The 16020-nt window shown below is 71.5% G+C and carries 18 protein-coding genes; 11 read left to right on the forward strand and 7 right to left on the reverse strand.

Annotation, left to right across the window (positions count from 1 at the left end):
- Positions 1-181 precede the first annotated feature (181 nt).
- From rpsA to ABT288_RS25750, 4 genes are all read left to right on the forward strand, one after another.
- Positions 182-1675, forward strand: coding sequence for a 30S ribosomal protein S1 (gene rpsA / locus ABT288_RS25735; protein ID WP_055707059.1), 1494 nt, complete (start codon positions 182-184; stop codon positions 1673-1675).
- Positions 1676-1876: 201 nt separating this feature from the next.
- The gene (locus ABT288_RS25740) at positions 1877-2815 is read left to right on the forward strand and encodes a PAC2 family protein (protein ID WP_351612081.1); all 939 of its coding nucleotides are present in this window, start codon (positions 1877-1879) and stop codon (positions 2813-2815) included.
- 45 nt (positions 2816-2860) lie between these two features.
- Positions 2861-3472: a dephospho-CoA kinase gene (gene coaE, locus ABT288_RS25745; RefSeq protein ID WP_351612084.1), complete on the forward strand. Its 612-nt coding sequence runs from the start codon at positions 2861-2863 to the stop codon at positions 3470-3472.
- Positions 3473-3553: 81 nt separating this feature from the next.
- Positions 3554-3934, forward strand: coding sequence for a tetratricopeptide repeat protein (locus tag ABT288_RS25750; protein WP_351612087.1), 381 nt, complete (start codon positions 3554-3556; stop codon positions 3932-3934).
- 63 nt (positions 3935-3997) lie between these two features.
- Here the strand turns inward: ABT288_RS25750 and ABT288_RS25755 are convergent, their stop codons facing one another.
- Entirely contained in the window at positions 3998-4294 is a 297-nt protein-coding gene (locus ABT288_RS25755) for a DUF6343 family protein (RefSeq protein WP_351612090.1), read from the reverse strand.
- An 86-nt stretch (positions 4295-4380) separates the two neighbouring features.
- Here ABT288_RS25755 and ABT288_RS25760 point away from each other — a divergent pair, with 86 nt between their 5' ends.
- The 3 genes from ABT288_RS25760 to ABT288_RS25770 all read left to right on the forward strand — a co-directional run bounded on the left by ABT288_RS25760 (position 4381) and on the right by ABT288_RS25770 (position 6613).
- Entirely contained in the window at positions 4381-5292 is a 912-nt protein-coding gene (locus ABT288_RS25760) for an acyltransferase domain-containing protein (protein WP_351612093.1), read from the forward strand.
- A gap of 72 nt (positions 5293-5364) precedes the next feature.
- The gene (locus tag ABT288_RS25765) at positions 5365-6060 is read left to right on the forward strand and encodes a class I SAM-dependent methyltransferase (RefSeq protein WP_351612095.1); all 696 of its coding nucleotides are present in this window, start codon (positions 5365-5367) and stop codon (positions 6058-6060) included.
- A gap of 103 nt (positions 6061-6163) precedes the next feature.
- Positions 6164-6613: a DoxX family protein gene (locus ABT288_RS25770; protein WP_351612097.1), complete on the forward strand. Its 450-nt coding sequence runs from the start codon at positions 6164-6166 to the stop codon at positions 6611-6613.
- A 165-nt stretch (positions 6614-6778) separates the two neighbouring features.
- Here the strand turns inward: ABT288_RS25770 and ABT288_RS25775 are convergent, their stop codons facing one another.
- Positions 6779-7528 (reverse strand): RNA-binding S4 domain-containing protein, encoded by a 750-nt coding sequence (locus tag ABT288_RS25775; RefSeq protein ID WP_351612099.1) that lies wholly within the window; start codon positions 7526-7528, stop codon positions 6779-6781.
- 233 nt (positions 7529-7761) lie between these two features.
- On the opposite strand from ABT288_RS25775, the gene ABT288_RS25780 reads away from it, so the two are divergent.
- On the forward strand, positions 7762-8457 hold the full coding sequence (locus ABT288_RS25780; RefSeq protein WP_351612102.1) for a uracil-DNA glycosylase: 696 nt from the start codon (positions 7762-7764) through the stop codon (positions 8455-8457).
- 347 nt (positions 8458-8804) lie between these two features.
- Here the strand turns inward: ABT288_RS25780 and ABT288_RS25785 are convergent, their stop codons facing one another.
- Positions 8805-9467 carry a GntR family transcriptional regulator gene (locus tag ABT288_RS25785; protein ID WP_351612104.1) on the reverse strand — a complete coding sequence of 221 codons (663 nt, stop codon included), beginning with the start codon at positions 9465-9467 and terminating at the stop codon, positions 8805-8807.
- 189 nt (positions 9468-9656) lie between these two features.
- Here ABT288_RS25785 and ABT288_RS25790 point away from each other — a divergent pair, with 189 nt between their 5' ends.
- The gene (locus tag ABT288_RS25790; protein WP_351612106.1) at positions 9657-11114 is read left to right on the forward strand and encodes an NCS1 family nucleobase:cation symporter-1; all 1458 of its coding nucleotides are present in this window, start codon (positions 9657-9659) and stop codon (positions 11112-11114) included.
- Positions 11115-11119: 5 nt separating this feature from the next.
- Positions 11120-11842, forward strand: coding sequence for an aspartate/glutamate racemase family protein (locus ABT288_RS25795; RefSeq protein WP_351612109.1), 723 nt, complete (start codon positions 11120-11122; stop codon positions 11840-11842).
- 49 nt (positions 11843-11891) lie between these two features.
- Here the strand turns inward: ABT288_RS25795 and ABT288_RS25800 are convergent, their stop codons facing one another.
- The 4 genes from ABT288_RS25800 to ABT288_RS25815 all read right to left on the reverse strand — a co-directional run bounded on the left by ABT288_RS25800 (position 11892) and on the right by ABT288_RS25815 (position 14513).
- Positions 11892-12350: a GNAT family N-acetyltransferase gene (locus ABT288_RS25800; RefSeq protein WP_351612112.1), complete on the reverse strand. Its 459-nt coding sequence runs from the start codon at positions 12348-12350 to the stop codon at positions 11892-11894.
- Positions 12347-12817 (reverse strand): RidA family protein, encoded by a 471-nt coding sequence (locus ABT288_RS25805; protein WP_351612115.1) that lies wholly within the window; start codon positions 12815-12817, stop codon positions 12347-12349. The genes ABT288_RS25800 and ABT288_RS25805 overlap by 4 nt, the downstream gene beginning before the upstream one ends.
- 11 nt (positions 12818-12828) lie before the next feature.
- Positions 12829-13809, reverse strand: coding sequence for a GNAT family N-acetyltransferase (locus tag ABT288_RS25810; protein ID WP_351612117.1), 981 nt, complete (start codon positions 13807-13809; stop codon positions 12829-12831).
- Positions 13810-13874: 65 nt separating this feature from the next.
- Positions 13875-14513, reverse strand: coding sequence for a hypothetical protein (locus ABT288_RS25815; protein WP_351612118.1), 639 nt, complete (start codon positions 14511-14513; stop codon positions 13875-13877).
- Between the two features lie 710 nt (positions 14514-15223).
- Here ABT288_RS25815 and ABT288_RS25820 point away from each other — a divergent pair.
- A complete protein-coding gene (locus ABT288_RS25820; RefSeq protein WP_351612120.1) occupies positions 15224-16006 on the forward strand; it encodes a nucleotidyltransferase domain-containing protein in 783 nt (260 codons plus the stop codon).
- Positions 16007-16020: the final 14 nt, after the last annotated feature.

Here is a 16020-nt window from a genome sequence, read left to right on the forward strand (position 1 = left end):
TGCGCTCCTCAGACGTAGCAGGCTGCGCTCGCATCTGTTGTATGTCCCCTCGGTTGTCGAGGCGCCATCACCAGTATCTGGTGGGGCGCTTCCTTGGCTGTCCGGCTTCTGCAGAGCGAAACGGGCTCCCGGCGTAAGCAGTACCTACGACTTCAATGTCCGTACCGGAGCCCTTTCCCACATGACGAGCAGCACCGAGACCACCGCCACCACCCCGCAGGTAGCGGTCAACGACATCGGTAACGAGGAAGCCTTCCTCGCCGCGATCGACGAGACGATCAAGTACTTCAACGACGGCGACATCGTCGACGGCGTCATCGTGAAGGTCGACCGGGACGAGGTCCTGCTCGACATCGGTTACAAGACCGAAGGTGTCATCCCGAGCCGCGAGCTCTCGATCAAGCACGACGTCGACCCGAACGAGGTCGTGGCCGTCGGCGACGAGATCGAGGCCCTGGTCCTCCAGAAGGAGGACAAGGAAGGCCGCCTGATCCTCTCGAAGAAGCGCGCCCAGTACGAGCGTGCCTGGGGCACCATCGAGAAGATCAAGGAAGAGGACGGCATCGTCACCGGTACCGTCATCGAGGTCGTCAAGGGTGGTCTCATCCTCGACATCGGCCTCCGTGGCTTCCTCCCGGCCTCCCTGGTCGAGATGCGCCGTGTCCGCGACCTTCAGCCGTACGTCGGCAAGGAGCTCGAGGCCAAGATCATCGAGCTGGACAAGAACCGCAACAACGTGGTCCTGTCCCGCCGCGCCTGGCTCGAGCAGACCCAGTCCGAGGTCCGCCAGACGTTCCTCACGACCCTCCAGAAGGGTCAGGTCCGCTCCGGTGTCGTCTCCTCGATCGTCAACTTCGGTGCCTTCGTGGACCTGGGTGGCGTCGACGGTCTGGTCCACGTCTCCGAGCTGTCCTGGAAGCACATCGACCACCCGTCCGAGGTCGTCGAGGTCGGCCAGGAGGTCACCGTCGAGGTTCTCGACGTCGACATGGACCGCGAGCGCGTCTCCCTGTCGCTGAAGGCGACCCAGGAAGACCCGTGGCAGCAGTTCGCCCGCACCCACCAGATCGGCCAGGTCGTGCCCGGCAAGGTCACGAAGCTGGTGCCATTCGGTGCGTTCGTCCGCGTGGACGAGGGCATCGAGGGTCTGGTCCACATCTCCGAGCTGGCCGAGCGCCACGTGGAGATCCCGGAGCAGGTCGTCCAGGTCAACGACGAGATCTTCGTCAAGGTCATCGACATCGACCTCGAGCGTCGCCGCATCAGCCTCTCGCTGAAGCAGGCCAACGAGTCCTTCGGTGCCCACCCGGAGGAGGTCGAGTTCGACCCGACCCTGTACGGCATGGCCGCGTCCTACGACGACCAGGGCAACTACATCTACCCCGAGGGCTTCGACCCGGAGACCAACGACTGGCTGCCGGGCTACGAGAAGCAGCGCGAGGAGTGGGAGCGCCAGTACGCCGAGGCGCAGGCCCGCTTCGAGCAGCACCAGCAGCAGGTCATCAAGTCCCGCGAGGCCGACGCTGCCGCTGCCGCCGAGGGTGGCGGCGAGGCTGCCGCTCCGGCCGCGACCGGCGGTTCGTACTCCTCCGAGGGCGCCGACACCTCCGGTGCGCTGGCCTCGGACGAGGCGCTCGCCGCCCTGCGCGAGAAGCTGGCCGGCGGCCAGAGCTGAACACCGGCCGCTGGGCTTAGCCGATAGCCGGTCCTGAGGGGCCGCACCTTTCGAGGTGCGGCCCCTCAGGCGTGTTCGGGGGAAACCGGCTGACGGTGCGTCAAGGCGGCCGGAGCGACAGCCCTGATCAGTGGCCGGTTGCGGGAATGCCCGCGTTCCAGGGCGCGTTGTCCATGAGGAACACGAGGAGGAGCGGTCACAGTGCTTGATCCGCAGGGTTTGTACGCATGGGAGCCGAAGGGCCTCGCCGTTGTCGACATGGCGCTCGCCCAGGAGTCGGCCGGCCTTGTCATGCTCTACCACTTCGACGGATACATCGACGCGGGCGAGACCGGGGACCAGATCGTCGACCGGCTGCTCGACTCACTGCCCCACCAGCTCGTCGCCCGTTTCGACCACGACCGGCTCGTGGACTACCGGGCCCGCCGTCCCCTGCTGACCTTCAAGCGGGACCGCTGGACCGACTACGAGGTCCCGGCCATCGAGGTCCGCCTCGTCCAGGACACCACGGGCGCCCCCTTCCTGCTGCTCTCCGGGCCCGAGCCGGACGTGGAGTGGGAGCGGTTCGCGGCGGCCGTGCGGCAGATCGTGGAGCGGCTCGGCGTCCGCCTCTCCGTGAACTTCCACGGCATCCCCATGGGCGTCCCGCACACCCGGCCGGTGGGTCTCACCCCGCACGGCAACCGCACCGACCTCGTCCCGGGCCACCGCAGCCCCTTCGAGGAGGCCCAGGTGCCCGGCAGCGCCGAGTCGCTCGTGGAGTACCGCCTGATGGAGGCCGGGCACGACGTCCTGGGCGTCGCCGCGCACGTCCCGCACTACATCGCCCGCTCGGGGTACCCGGATGCCGCCCTGACCGTCCTGGAGGCCATCACGGCCGCCACCGGGCTGGTCCTCCCGGGCATCGCGCACTCACTGCGCACGGACGCGTACCGCACCCAGACGGAGATCGACCGGCAGATCCAGGAGGGCGACGAGGAACTCACCGCGCTCGTCCAGGGTCTGGAGCACCAGTACGACGCCGCAGCGGGCGCCGAGACCCGGGGCAACATGCTCGCCGAGCCCGTGGACATCCCGTCGGCCGACGAGATCGGGCGCGAGTTCGAGCGGTTCCTGGCGGAGCGCGAAGGCGACAACTGACCTCCGCCGGTCCCGTTGTCAGTGGCAGAGCCTAAGCTGGCGCTCATGCTGAAAGTGGGCCTGACCGGTGGGATCGGCGCCGGCAAGAGCGAGGTGTCGCGGCTGCTCGTGGAGCAGGGCGCCGTGCTGATCGACGCGGACCGCATCGCGCGCGAGGTCGTGGCGCCGGGCACCCCCGGTCTCGCCGCCGTGGTCGAGGCCTTCGGCGAGGACGTCCTCACCGCGGACGGCAGCCTGGACCGGCCCAGGCTGGGCTCGATCGTCTTCGCCGACCCCGACAGACTCGCCGTCCTCAACTCGATCGTGCACCCCCTGGTGGGCGTCCGCTCCCGCGAGCTGGAGGAGGCCGCGGCCGCCGACGCCGTGGTGGTCCACGACGTGCCCCTCCTCACCGAGAACGGCCTGGCGCCGCTGTACGACCTCGTGATCGTCGTGGACGCGAGCCCCGAGACCCAGCTCGACCGGCTGGTCCGGCTGCGCGGGATGACCGAGGAGGACGCACGCGCGCGTATGGCCGCGCAGGCGACCCGCGAGCAGCGCAGACAGATCGCGGACATCGTGATCGACAACGACGTGCCGCTGGAGGCGCTGCACAAGCGTGTCGCCGAGGTGTGGGAGGAGCTCGTGCGGCGCGCTCGCGAGAGCACCGCGGAGTAACGCGGAGTAGCGTGGGCATGGGCAGGAATAGCGGCCCTCTCCTCGTGCGTTGAACGGGCGGAGTGAGGGAAGGACTCTGCCGTGCCCGAGACCAGTGGTTCCACCGGACGTACTCCGGAGACACATGTCATCGACTTCCGTGCAGCCGAGCAACTGCTCAACTCACGGGATCCGCGGGGTGCGGTGAAGCTGCTCGACGGAGTCATCGCCGCGCACCCGGAGAACACCGCGGCCCGGCTGCTCCGCGCGCGTGCGTTCTTCGCCGCGGCACAACTGCGTCCCGCCGAGCTGGAGTTCACGATCGTGCTGGAGCGCGAGCCGGACAACGCGTTCGCGCACTTCGCACTGGCCCGCACCTACGAACGCCAGGGCCGCCACGACCAGGCCAAACGCCATTTCCGTCTCGCGGCCGCACTGGACCCGAACCCGCAGTACGTGAGGGCGGCACGCTTCGACGACTGACCTTCGATCCACGACCGGCTCCGACGACTGAGCGACCGAGCCGATCGTGCCGCGCCGGGTCGCTCACGGGTGCCGGTGCCTCGGCGGGCTCGGATACGGCGGTCCGCCGTCCGGCGGCTGGTACGGCGGCACGTCACGGCCCGGCTGGTAGTGCGGCCCCTGCCGGATGTGTCTGACGATCATGGCCATGTCGACGGTGACCACCAGCCACAGCACCCCGCAGGCCGCCGCCCAGCCGGGGCGCCCGACGAGCGCGAACGCCACCGTGCCGAAGACCGACCAGGCCAGTCCCCACACGCACAGCCAGAACCGCGCCCGCAGAGCACTGCGCGCGGTCACCGGTTCACTGCCCGTACGCATCGGACCACCACTCCTGACTGCAACGTACTCTTCGGGGACGACGTTCACCAACGGCGCTCGTCCGTCGCTCGTCGAAGGGGGAACCATTGCTGCCGGACGCCGACGACCTGCCCGAACTGCTCCTCGACCTGGCCGTGCCGCACGAGGACATCAACGATCTGGTGGCCGGCCGGCGCCGGGTGACCGGTGACCCGGCAGCGCTGAGACTCCTGGAGGAGTGCGTCGAGGAACTGTTCCGCGATCCGGAGGAGACCGGCCGCACCCCCGGGCTCGCCGAACTCCTCGACGCGGCACCGGCCGAACTGAACGGCCTCTTCGCCGTGTACGTCTTCGTCGCCGCGGCCCCGCACACCCTCGCCCGGCACCGGGAACGCGGCATCCCGCCCGAGATGTCCCGCCGCACCCTGGCCGACCTGGGCCGTCAGATGGCCGTGCACCGCAGACGGCACGGTACGACCGGAGTGCAGTCGTGGCGCTGGCTCGTCCGCCACTTCCGCAGTGAGCTGTACCAGCTGGGCCGACTGCAGTTCGAGCGGGCGCGGCTCGGGCAGCGCACGGCCTCCGTGCTCGCGGCGGCGGGGCTCGACGCGCTTCCTGGCACGGACTGCCTGTGCCTGCACATTCCCGACTTCCACGGTCCGCTGTCCCCGTCCGCCTGCGACCGCTCCCTGGCCCGGGCCCGCGAGTTCTTCACCGTGCACTTTCCCGAGGAGCGGCCGGTGGCCGCAGTGTGCCACTCCTGGCTGCTGGACCCGCAGTTGAGGCGGTACCTGCCGGCCGACTCCAACATCGTCCGTTTCCAGGAACGGTTCCGCACCGTCCGCGAGGACGCCGAGCCGTCCGACACCGAGCCCGTCCAGTTCGTCTTCGGCGACCCCGACCTGCCGGTGGCGGACCTGCCGCGCCGCACGTCCGTGGAGCGGGCCGTGGGGGACCATCTGCGGGTGGGCGGCCACTGGTACATCGGGCACGGCTGGTTTCCGTTCCCGGCCGAATAGCGCGGATCAACTCGAACGAGTGAACTGTGGTGGGACGGGAACGGCCGTGCGAGGGCGGTCCGTTGTTCGGGCATGACGGTCGAAATGCGTGAGGGATACGAGGGCACGGGACCCGGTGCGATCACCCCGGACGGCTGCGCGGTCGAGCTCTACGAGCGGCTGCCGGTCGGCGACGAGCCCGACATCATCGCCGCGGCGGTACCGGCCGGGGCACACATCCTGGAACTGGGCAGCGGAGTGGGCCGGATGACCCACCCCCTGCTCGAGCGCGGCTTCACGGTCACGGCGGTGGACGAGTCCGCCGACATGCTGAGCCGGGTCCGCGGGGCGCGCACGATATGCGGACCCATCGAGCAACTCGACCTGGGCGGCGAGAAGTTCGACGTGGTGATGCTCGCGTCGTTCCTGGTCCACGCCGGTGACGAGGAGGTGCGCAGAGGCCTGCTGCGCACCTGCGCCCGGCATGTGGCCAAGGACGGCTGCGTGCTCATCCAGCGGGAGGGTGAGGACTACCACACGAACGTGCCCAGGGAGCGGGCCGACCCGAGCGGCTTCACCGTACGGATCGTCTCCGCGGAGCCGGTCGGCAACGGAGTGAACTCGGTCCACGTCGAGTACGACTTCCCGGACGCGCAGTGGACCCAGACGTTCCTGGCCCGGCCGCTGACCAAGGAGCAGTTCGAGTCGGCACTGGAGGAAGCGGGGCTGGAGGTGGACGCGTATCTGACACCGGACCGGACCTGGGTGCGGGCGGTACTGAGGGGATAGAGGGCACTCGGTCGCACAGGGCGGCCGGAGAGCGATGAGTTTCCGGACCCTGTCGGGTCTACCCCGGTGAAAGCAATCGGCACCGCTTCCCCAGGAGACCCTCATGTCCGAGACCACCGCTTCCGCCGCCCGCACCGCTCCCGTCGCCTCCACCGGCTCCCTCGGCGGCCGGAGGCGCGCGGCCCGCGTCACGCTGCGCACCGTGCAGGTGCTGCTCGCGCTGTTCTACGGCATCGCGAGCGCGCTGCCCAAGCTCATCGCACACCCCTCGGCCGTCGAGTCCTTCGACAAGATCGGCTGGGGCAGCGGGGCCATGTACACCATCGGCGCGCTGGAACTCGCCGGAGCCGTCGCGCTGTTGATCCCCGTGCTGCAGTCCGTTGCGGCGATCGCGCTCAGCGCGCTGATGGTGGGCGCGTTCATCGTCCAGCTCACCGTCTTCGACGGACAGTACGCGGCGACCCCGCTGATCCTGATGGTGCCGCTCCTCCTGATCGCCTGGGCGCGGCGCGGGTACAACGGGGAACTGCTGCGGTTGGTGCGGCGACGGTGACCCGGGTGCACGGCGCCGGCGCCGCCGGCCGGGCGCGGGGGGCCCGGCCGACGGCACCGGCGTGTGCATGCGTCGCATCCCCGCCCGCGTGTGCATGAGTGCATGAGTGCACGGGTGTTCATGCGTGCATGGGCGGCGTGCACACGACGTGGCAGCGCCTTCGGATCACCGTCCCGGGCGACGCCCACCGCTCCCGCCGGACCGAGATCCACCATGCCTGCCGGACCCGGACCCGGACCCGGACCCGGACCCGGGCCCGCCAGGCCCACCGGACTCGCCGGATCGACCGTGCCCACCGGACCCGCCGGGGCCTGCGGCGCCGCCGAAGGCGCCGAAGCCGCCCGGGACGTGGCCCGGGCCCGCGAGGTCGCGGAGGCGTTCCATCTCGCGACGGTCGCGCTTGGTGGGGCGGCCGGTGCCGCGGTCACGAAGGCCGGCGGGGGCGACGGCCTCGCGGGGCGGAGGCGGAGGGGAGTTGTCGATGTAGCACTGGGCGGCCACGGGGGCACCGACCCGCTTGCGGATCAGGCGCTTGACGATCACGATCCGTTCCCGGCCCTCGTGCCGCAGGCGCACCTCGTCGCCGACGCGCACGGAGTAGGCGGGCTTCACCCGCTCGCCGTTCACATGGACGTGGCCGCCCCGGCAGGCGGTGGCGCCCAGGGAACGCGTCTTGATCAGACGCACGGCCCAGATCCAGCTGTCGATCCGGACCGTCTCGCCCTTGGCCGGTCCCGCGGCCTCGGCGGCGGCCACCGCGGCGGCGACCTTCGGATCGACGGGCTGCCCGGCGGAGGCGCCGGAGCCGTGGCCGACCTGGGCAGCCTGAACGTCCTGAGCGTCCTGCGCGGGCTCGGGCCGGTCCGGTCCGCCGGTCCCACGGTTCACGTTCTCGTCCGCATCCTCGGAAGCCATGCCCCCGACCTTAACTCTCCGAGCCGGGTGAGCCGGAGGCGATTTTCCCCGGGCGCCGGGGTGCCGTGGGCTGGGGGCGCCTGTGCGGATCAGGGGCGCGGCCGGTGGGGGCGGGCTACGGCGGACACCCGCGGTTCGCGTGGCCGCTGCCGGTGATCCTGCCAGTGCTGAACCGCGGGGTCGTGGCGCCGGGCACGGCGTTCACCGGAGCGGATGGGGCATACGGTGGCCCTATGGACGACAGCAGCGCCCTCGCCCGGCTGGACCGGCGGGTCGCGGACTGCCGGGCCTGTCCTCGGCTGGTCGAGTGGCGTGAGGAGGTGGCCCGCACGAAGCGGGCCGGGTTCGCCGACTGGACGTACTGGGGGCGGCCGGTGCCCGGCTTCGGCCCCGCCGACGCACGGCTGGTGATCATCGGGCTGGCCCCCGCCGCGCACGGCGGCAACCGCACCGGGCGGATGTTCACCGGCGATCGCTCCGGAGACGTGCTCTACCGGGCACTGTACGACGAGGGGCTCGCCTCGCAGCCCACGTCCGTCAGTGCCGACGACGGGCTGGAGCTGTACGGCGTCCGTGTCACCGCGCCCGTGCACTGCGCCCCGCCCGCCAACAAGCCGACCCCGGGCGAGCGGGACACCTGCCGCCCCTGGCTGGTCCAGGAGCTGAGGCTGCTGCGCCCGACGCTGAGGGCCGCGGTCGTGCTCGGTGCCTTCGGCTGGCAGGCCGCATTGCCTGCGTTCAGCGAGGCGGGCTGGACCGTGCCCCGCCCCCGCCCGGCCTTCGCCCACGGCACCCGGGTCGCGCTCGACGGCCTGGACCTTTTCGGCTGCTTTCACGTCAGCCAGCGCAACACCTTCACCGGCCGGCTCACCGCGGAGATGCTCCGCGAGGTGCTGGGCACGGCGGCGCAGGCGGCCGGACTGCGGTGACCGGCCGCGAGCAGAGCCGCCCTCGACCGACAGCCGCCCGCCAGAGGGCCCGCGACGGTCCGTCCAGCGGTCCACCGGCAGCCGACCGGCGCCCGCCCAGGAGCCCGCACCGGTCCACCAGAATCCGATAGCCGCCCGCCGGAGCTGCCTGCGGCCCTCCCTCGGAGCCGGCTGGTGCCGGTCACGGCCCTGCGGCGGTCCACCGGCAGCCGACCGGCGCCCGTCAGCATCCCGTATCGGTCCATCACGAGCGGACAACCGCCCGTCGGCAGCCCTCCCTGGTCCCTCGCGAGCGGACCGGTGCCGTCAGGGATCCGGGGTGGGCCGTCGGGGGTGCTGGTGGGTCTTCAGCCGGCGTCGGCGGGATCGGTTCCGAACAGGTGCCGTACCGTCGAGCGGTAGTTGGCGCGGACGTGTTCGAGCGCGTGGGCGCGGGCGCGGTCGGGGTCGCCGGAGGCGATCGCCTCGTACAACTCACGGTGCTCGGTGAGGAGTTGGGGCCACTCCTCGTTCCGCCGGGTGAGCCAGCGCAGGCGGCCGTCGACCGGCTCCATGACCGAGATCAGCAGGCTGTTGCCGGCCAGGGCGCGGATGCGGTCGTGGAAGCGTGTGTTGATGTCCGTGATCGCCTCGGCGTCGCCCTCCTTCGTCGCCCGCGCCGCCTGGTCGAGCAGATCCCGCAGCTCCGCCAGGGCCTCGGGGGTCACCCGGGACGCCGCCAGTCCCGCCGCGTACACCTCCAACGCCTCGCGCAGCTCGAAGAGTTCCCGGACGTCGGTCGGGTTCAGCCGGCGCACCACCGTGCGGCGGGCCGACTCGAAGTGGACGAAGCCCTCGGCGACCAGCGCGCGGATCGCTTCCCGCACCGGCACCCGGGAGACGCCGAACCGCTCGGCGAGCTCCCGTTCGACGAGCCGGTCACCGGGTCCGAGGCGCCCGGCGATGATGTCCTCCCGCAGGCTCGCCAGGACGCGCTCCCGCACCGCGCCCAGGGGTTCGATCTTCGTCATGAGCCCATCTTCGCCGACACGGGGCGACTTTTACGGGGCCGTAACGGCAACGACATCGGTCCGGACGCTTGACGGCGGCACCATGTCAACTGTTTGGTATACCAAACGCGGCTCGCTGTGGGTGCCCCTGCCTGCAGCCCGTCCGAGTTCCTGCGGTATGGCCCCTTCGTCCCCCGTCCAGGAGGCCCCGTGTCCCTCGCCGATCGCGCCGAAGCCACCGGCGCCCCCGCGTTCGTCCCCGACCCCCGTCTCGTCAACGAGGACCTCGCCCCCGCCCAGCAGCGGAACTGGAAGGTCTTCGACCTGTTCGCCATGTGGATGTCCGACGTCCACAACCTGGGCAACTACACCTTCGCCGCCGGCCTGCTGGTCCTCGGCATGAACGTCTGGCAGGTCTTCACCGCCCTGCTCGCCGGCTTTGTGCTCATCTACGCCGGCATGAACTGGATGGGGAGGATCGGCCAGCGCCACGGCGTGCCCTTCCCGGTGGTCAGCCGCATCAGCTTCGGCGTCTGGGGTGCCAACATCCCCGCCCTGATCAGGGCCGTGATCGCCATCATGTGGTACGGCATCCAGACGTATCTGGCCTCCGTCGCCGTGAACGTGATGCTGCTGGCGGCCTGGCCGGGCCTTGCGTCCCTCACCCACCACTCCTTCCTCGGCCTGGACGCGCTCGGCTGGATCTCCTTCGTCTCGCTCTGGCTGGTCCAGGCGCTGATCATCAGGCAGGGCATGGAAGCCGTGCGGAAGTTCCAGGACTTCTGCGGTCCGGCGATCTGGCTGGTGATGATCGCGCTGGCGCTCTGGGTCCTGGCCAAGGCCCACTGGAGCATCTCGCTCACCTCCACCCCGCACCCGGTGTCCACCGGCGAGCAGTGGCGGCAGTGGTTCGGCGCGATCGGCCTCATCCTCGCCACCTACGGCACGCTGATGCTCAACTTCTGTGACTTCTCCCGCTTCGCGCCCGACTACAGGACCGTCCGGCGCGGAAACTTCTGGGGCCTGCCCATCAACTCCACCGCCTTCGTCGTGGTGTCGGTGATCGTCACGGCCGGCTCGCTGAAAGCGTTCGGACAGGCCATCACCGACCCGGCGGAACTGGTCGCCAAGGTCGGCAACACCTGGGTGCTGGTGATCGCCGCGTTCACGTTCGCGGTCGCCACCATGGGCGTCAACATCGTCGCCAACTTCGTCTCACCGGCGTACGACCTCGCCAACGTCTGGCCGCAGAAGATCACCTTCAAGGTCGGCGGCATGATCAGCACGGTGGCCGCGCTGGTCGTCACCCCCTGGAACCTCTTCTCCAACCCGACCGTCGTCAACTACTTCCTCGGCGGCCTGGGCGCCTTCCTGGGCCCGCTGTTCGGTGTGATCATGGTCGACTACTACTGGGTCAAGCGCGGCAGGGTCGATGTCGACGCGCTGTTCGACGCCCGGCCGGGCACCGCGTACCACTACCGCAAGGGAGTCAACCCGACGGCGCTGTGGGCGTTCCTGCCCTCCGCCGCGGTGGCCGCCGTGGTGGCGCTGGTGAAGACCTTCGGCGACGTGGCGCCGTACTCCTGGTTCATCGGCACCGCGCTCGCCGCCGCCCTGTACGCCCTGCTGACCCGCCGCGAACGCGCCACGACGGTGAAGGAGGCCTGACAGGCGTGCGGATCGTCGTCACCAACTGCAACACCACGCAGGAGATGACCGAGGAGATCGTCCGCGGCGCCCGGGCCGCCGCGGGCCCGGCCACCACGGTGACCGGCCTGACCCCCGCCTGGGGCCCGGCGTCCGCCGAGGGCTGGCTGGACAGCTACCTCTCCGCCGCCGCCGTCCTCGACGCCCTGCGAACGTACGACGGGCCCGCGTACGACGCCGTCGTCCTGGCCGGCTTCGGCGAGCACGGCCGGGAAGGCGTACGGGAGTTGGTGGATGTCCCGGTCGTGGACATCACCGAGGCCGCCGCCCACCTCGCCTGCCTCCTCGGCCGCCGCTACGGCGTCGTCACCACCCTCGACCGCTCCCGCGGGCAGATCGAGGACAGCCTGGAGACGGCCGGTGTGGCCCGGAACTGCGCCGCCGTCGTCGGCACCGGCCTCGGCGTCCTCGACCTCGCCGGCGATCCGGGCCGCACCGAGGCCGCGTTCCTGACGGCGGCCGAGCGGGCCCGGGACGCGGGCGCCGAGGTCCTGGTCCTGGGCTGCGCCGGGATGACGGGACTGCAGCAGACGGTGGCGGAGAAGCTGGGGGTGCCCGTGGTCGACGGCGTGGCGGCGGCGGTCAAGCTCGCCGAGTCCCTGGTCGCCCTGGGCCTGACCACCAGCCGAGCGGGCAGTTACGACCGGCCGCTGCCCAAGGGGAGGAGATGGGGACGGTCGTCACGGTGAGCCGGAAGGTGTGGCTCCCCGCCGCCACGGTGGGCGTAAGCGGCCGGGCTCACGGCCGCCAGACGTACCGCACGTCCGGCTCCCGCTCCTCGTTCCCGCTGCCGTCGGTGAACTCGGCCGCGGCGAAACCATGGCGCTCGTAGAAGCGGTGGGCGGGCTTGTTGACCTGGAAGGTCCACAGGGTCAGCCCGCCCGGGCTGCGCTCCTTGGCCAGCGCCACGAACCGGTCACCGATACCGCGCCCCCGCCACTCCGGAGCCAGATACAGCTGCGACAGCAACTCCCCGTCCAGCACCAGCAGTCCGACGATCCCGCCGTCGGCGGCCTCCGCCACCCAGGTCTCCCGCAACGGCACCACGACATCCCGGATGTACTCCCGCACCTCGTCGTCGGTGTGCGCACGCACGACGGTGGGCAGGGCGGTGCCGAAGGACCGCAGATACACATCCGCGGCGGCCCGGGCGTCCGCCGCCACGGCCCGGCGCAGTACGACCCCGTCCGTCCTCACCGGTTCCCCTCCCGCTCCGGCAACCCGGCCGCGCTCCGCGCCTCCGGCACCACGGCCGTGCCCCGCTCCTCCGGCACCACGGCCGTGGCCGTGATCTCCACCAGCTGCCCGGTGTAGCCGAGGCAGGCGACCCCGAGCAGCGTGGACGAGTGCGGACCCGTGCTCAGCCCGGAGGCCTCCACGACCTCCCACACCGCGGACAGCACCGAGGGCTCGCTGCTCACCACGTACACGTCCGTCGCGACCACATGTGCCAAGTCGCTCCCGACGGCGTCCAGTTGCTCCCGGAGATTGGCGATCACCTGCTCGGCCTGCCGCACCGGATCCCCCGGGCCGACGATCTCCCCCTTCTCGTCGAGCGGCACGGCCCCGGCGAGGAAGGCCAGCTTCGTCCCGGCCTCGACGACGGAGGCGTGGGAATAGGCGGGCGGCGGGAAGAGGGCCGGTACGGTCACGCGCTGGATCATGACGGCTGCTCCTAGGGACGGCGGGTGCAACCTCCCGATGATCGGTTCCCTCGGCCCTGAGCGCATCCGAATTCTCGGGGCGGCGGGACACCGAGGGCGCTCGCGTCGGCGTACGGGCTCTCCACCCGCCGGCCGTCCTCGCGTGCCACGCGCTCGAACACCCCGATCTTGTAGGCCAGCCCCTCCGGCTCTCCGATGTCACAGGACCAGCCGGCCCGGGCCCACTCCTCCTCCCCGCGGACCAACGGACGCCCGCCAACAGCGAGATGAAGTGCGAGCCTGGCCCGAGCGTCGCGACACATCACCTCGGGTCCGCCGGTGAGGCGCCGGTAGCCGGCGGTCTCCCGGAGGAGCAGCCGCCGCCCGTCCGCACCGGCGGCCGGCAGCGGCTCACCCCCGACGTACAGCACCAGCTCGCCGCCTTCTTCCCGGACCTCGTAGTCCGGCAGGAAGGAGAGCCGGGCGAAGCCCAGGGCATGCTTCCACGAGGTCACCCACAGTCCGCGGCCGAGGTAGTAGCGGACGGCCTCCTGCCAGGTCCAGTACGCCTCCAGACGGAACCCGTGCAGTCCCTCGGCGCGGCAGGCCTCGTACACCGCGTTCAGCACGGCCCCGGCGAGACCGCTGCGCCGTACCGCCGGACGGACGTGGAGCGAGGAGACGCTGAGCGCGTCCGCGCCCGTCGGCCGGGTGCCGACGGCGACGGTGCCGACGACTCCACCCCCGCACTCGCCGGGCGAACGGATCCAGTACCTCCTCGAGAGCCTGTCGTCGTGCCGGTACTCCCGCCCGGCCGGCCCCAGTTCGCGCCGCAGTCGCTTCTCGCTCGACACGGTGAGCGAGTCCGGGTCCTGGATCGGGCCGAGGGCACCCTCGGTGAGCGAGGCCAGGTCCCACAGGCCGAACCGCCGTCCCTCACCGAAGGCGACGGGGCGCGGCAGCGGGGAGGCCGTCAGGCGTGCGTGCACCCGAAGGGCTTGATCATCCTTCATGTGCCCGGAGCGTAGGGACCGCCTCGAAGCCCGTCCCTGTGTTGCGGGCTCCTCGTCCGGTCCTGTCATGCCCCCGGTGGACCCGGCTGTCGTTCACCCGACTGCCGTTCGCACTCCCGTGCAAGGTCCGGGTACGCCTCGGCGATGGCGGCGTAGATGCGGCGGTGCAGCAGTTCCTCGGCCGCGGCGCGTCCTGTGCTGCCGTGCAGACCGTCCAGGAGCTCGTCGTACCGAGTCAGCCGATGGCGCAGGTAGTCGACCTTCCACCGGTCGAGTGCGGCGCGGGGACCGGCGTTTTGCGCTATCGCCGGACCGGTTGCATGCCGCCACCGGCCGGATGCCCATCGTGTGTCCTGCCGGTCGCGGTGTTCGGCCGCCGGCTCGGCGAGCCGTTGCGCGGTCGGCCGTGGCACGTCGAGGGGTTCCGCCGCGATCCGCGCCACCACCTCCCGCCGCCGGCGCAGCGCGGCCGCCCGTGCGGCGGCCGACCGGCGGGCCGCGGCTGCCGAAACGGTCCTGAACTCCTCGCTCCGCTCGGCTGTCTCGACCCGGTCGAGGCGATACAACCGGGTCCGCGGGGCCGACTCGAAGTGCGGATTGCTCCGCAGCAGATCGGGATCGCCGAGCAGTTGACGGACCATGCCGGGGGTCCATCCCCGCGCGCGCAGTCCCGCCATCGACAGATGGGTGCGGGTCTGCGACACCTCCGCCCGGTCCGCCGGGCTCCCTTGGGCTTCCCCGCCCCGCCCATGCCCGCTCGCTTCCTTGTCCCTGCCGTCCTGGATCACCACGACCCCCCGTCGTCACACAGCGTTACGATTCCTTGATAGCGCGTGCCACTGACAACGGCCCGTGACCAGGGAAATCGGCGGGGCCCGGTTCGGCAGCGGGCCCAGGCGGCGGTTCTGAACCGGCGCCGACGCAGCCGAAGGCGCCGGGGCCGGGGGACCCGATCGACCTGCCGACGCCTCCCTCGCCGGGCCGCGACCGCTGCTCCCTCCACCCGGTGACCCCGCACGCCGGGCACCAGCACGCCCCCGCACCCGCCCGCCCCGAAGCTGCTGAAGTCGCTCATCGACTTCACCCGCGGCACGCTGCACACCCACGGCATCCGCCTGGAGCAGGACACCGCCGAGAGCCTCGCCACGGTCCAGGGCCTCGCCACGCCCTGATCAACGACACCATCCGGCTCTCCACCACCACCCGGCACCCCCGGCTCGCCGTGCACGAGGCACGCCGCCCGCCGATCTCGCGCCCCTCGAGCACGAACTCGCCCGGCGCGGGGGCGGAGATACGGGCCGGCCTCGCAATGCGGGCTGACGCAGCGGCGCTTCGCGGCCGTTGCCACGGATCGCGGAGGGACTCGCGGAAATCCCGGGAGCGGACTTCGGGACGGCTGAGGCAGGCTGAGGGCATGGCCCAGTCCTCCGAAGCCGAATTCCTCGCCCGCACCACCGAGCGCCTCGCCGCCCTGCCCACGGTGGAGGGGGTCGCCCTCGGCGGCTCCCGGGCCCAGGGCACCCACCGCCCCGACAGCGACTGGGACCTGGCGATCTACTACCGCGGCCCCTTCGATCCGGACGACCTGCGCGCGGTCGGCTGGGAGGGCGAGGTCTCCGAGGTCGGGGGCTGGGGCGGTGGAGTCTTCAACGGCGGTGCCTGGCTGACCATCGACGGACGCCGGGTCGACGTCCACTACCGGGACCTGGACGTGGTCGAGCGCGAACTGACGGAGGCGGAGGCGGGACGGTTCCGGGTGGAGTCCCTGCTCTTCCACCTGGCCGGCATCCCCACCTATCTGCTGGTCGCCGAACTGGCCGTCAACCAGGTCCTGCACGGCGACCTGCCCCGTCCCGCGGAGTACCCGGCCAGGCTGCGCGTCACCGCCGCCGACCGCTGGCACGGTACCGCCCGCGCCACCCTCGCCTACGCGAAGGCCGACCACGCCCCCCACGGCCGCCTCACGGAGACCGCCGGCTCCATCGCGACGGCCGCCGTCCAGGCCGCGCACGGAGTGCTCGCGGCACGCGGCGAGTGGGTGACGAACGAGAAGCGGCTGCTGGAGCGGGCCGGGCTGCGGGGGATCGACTCGGTGGTGGGCGAGCTGCGGGCCGCACCGGAGGCCCTCGTCGCCGCCGTGACCGAGACCGAGGAACTCGTCGTCGGCGCATCGCGTTCCTGCGGATTGCGTTCATAAAGAAACCGGCCGCG

The sequence above is a fragment of the Streptomyces sp. NPDC001093 genome, from assembly GCF_040298985.1.
Classification (GTDB): domain Bacteria; phylum Actinomycetota; class Actinomycetes; order Streptomycetales; family Streptomycetaceae; genus Streptomyces.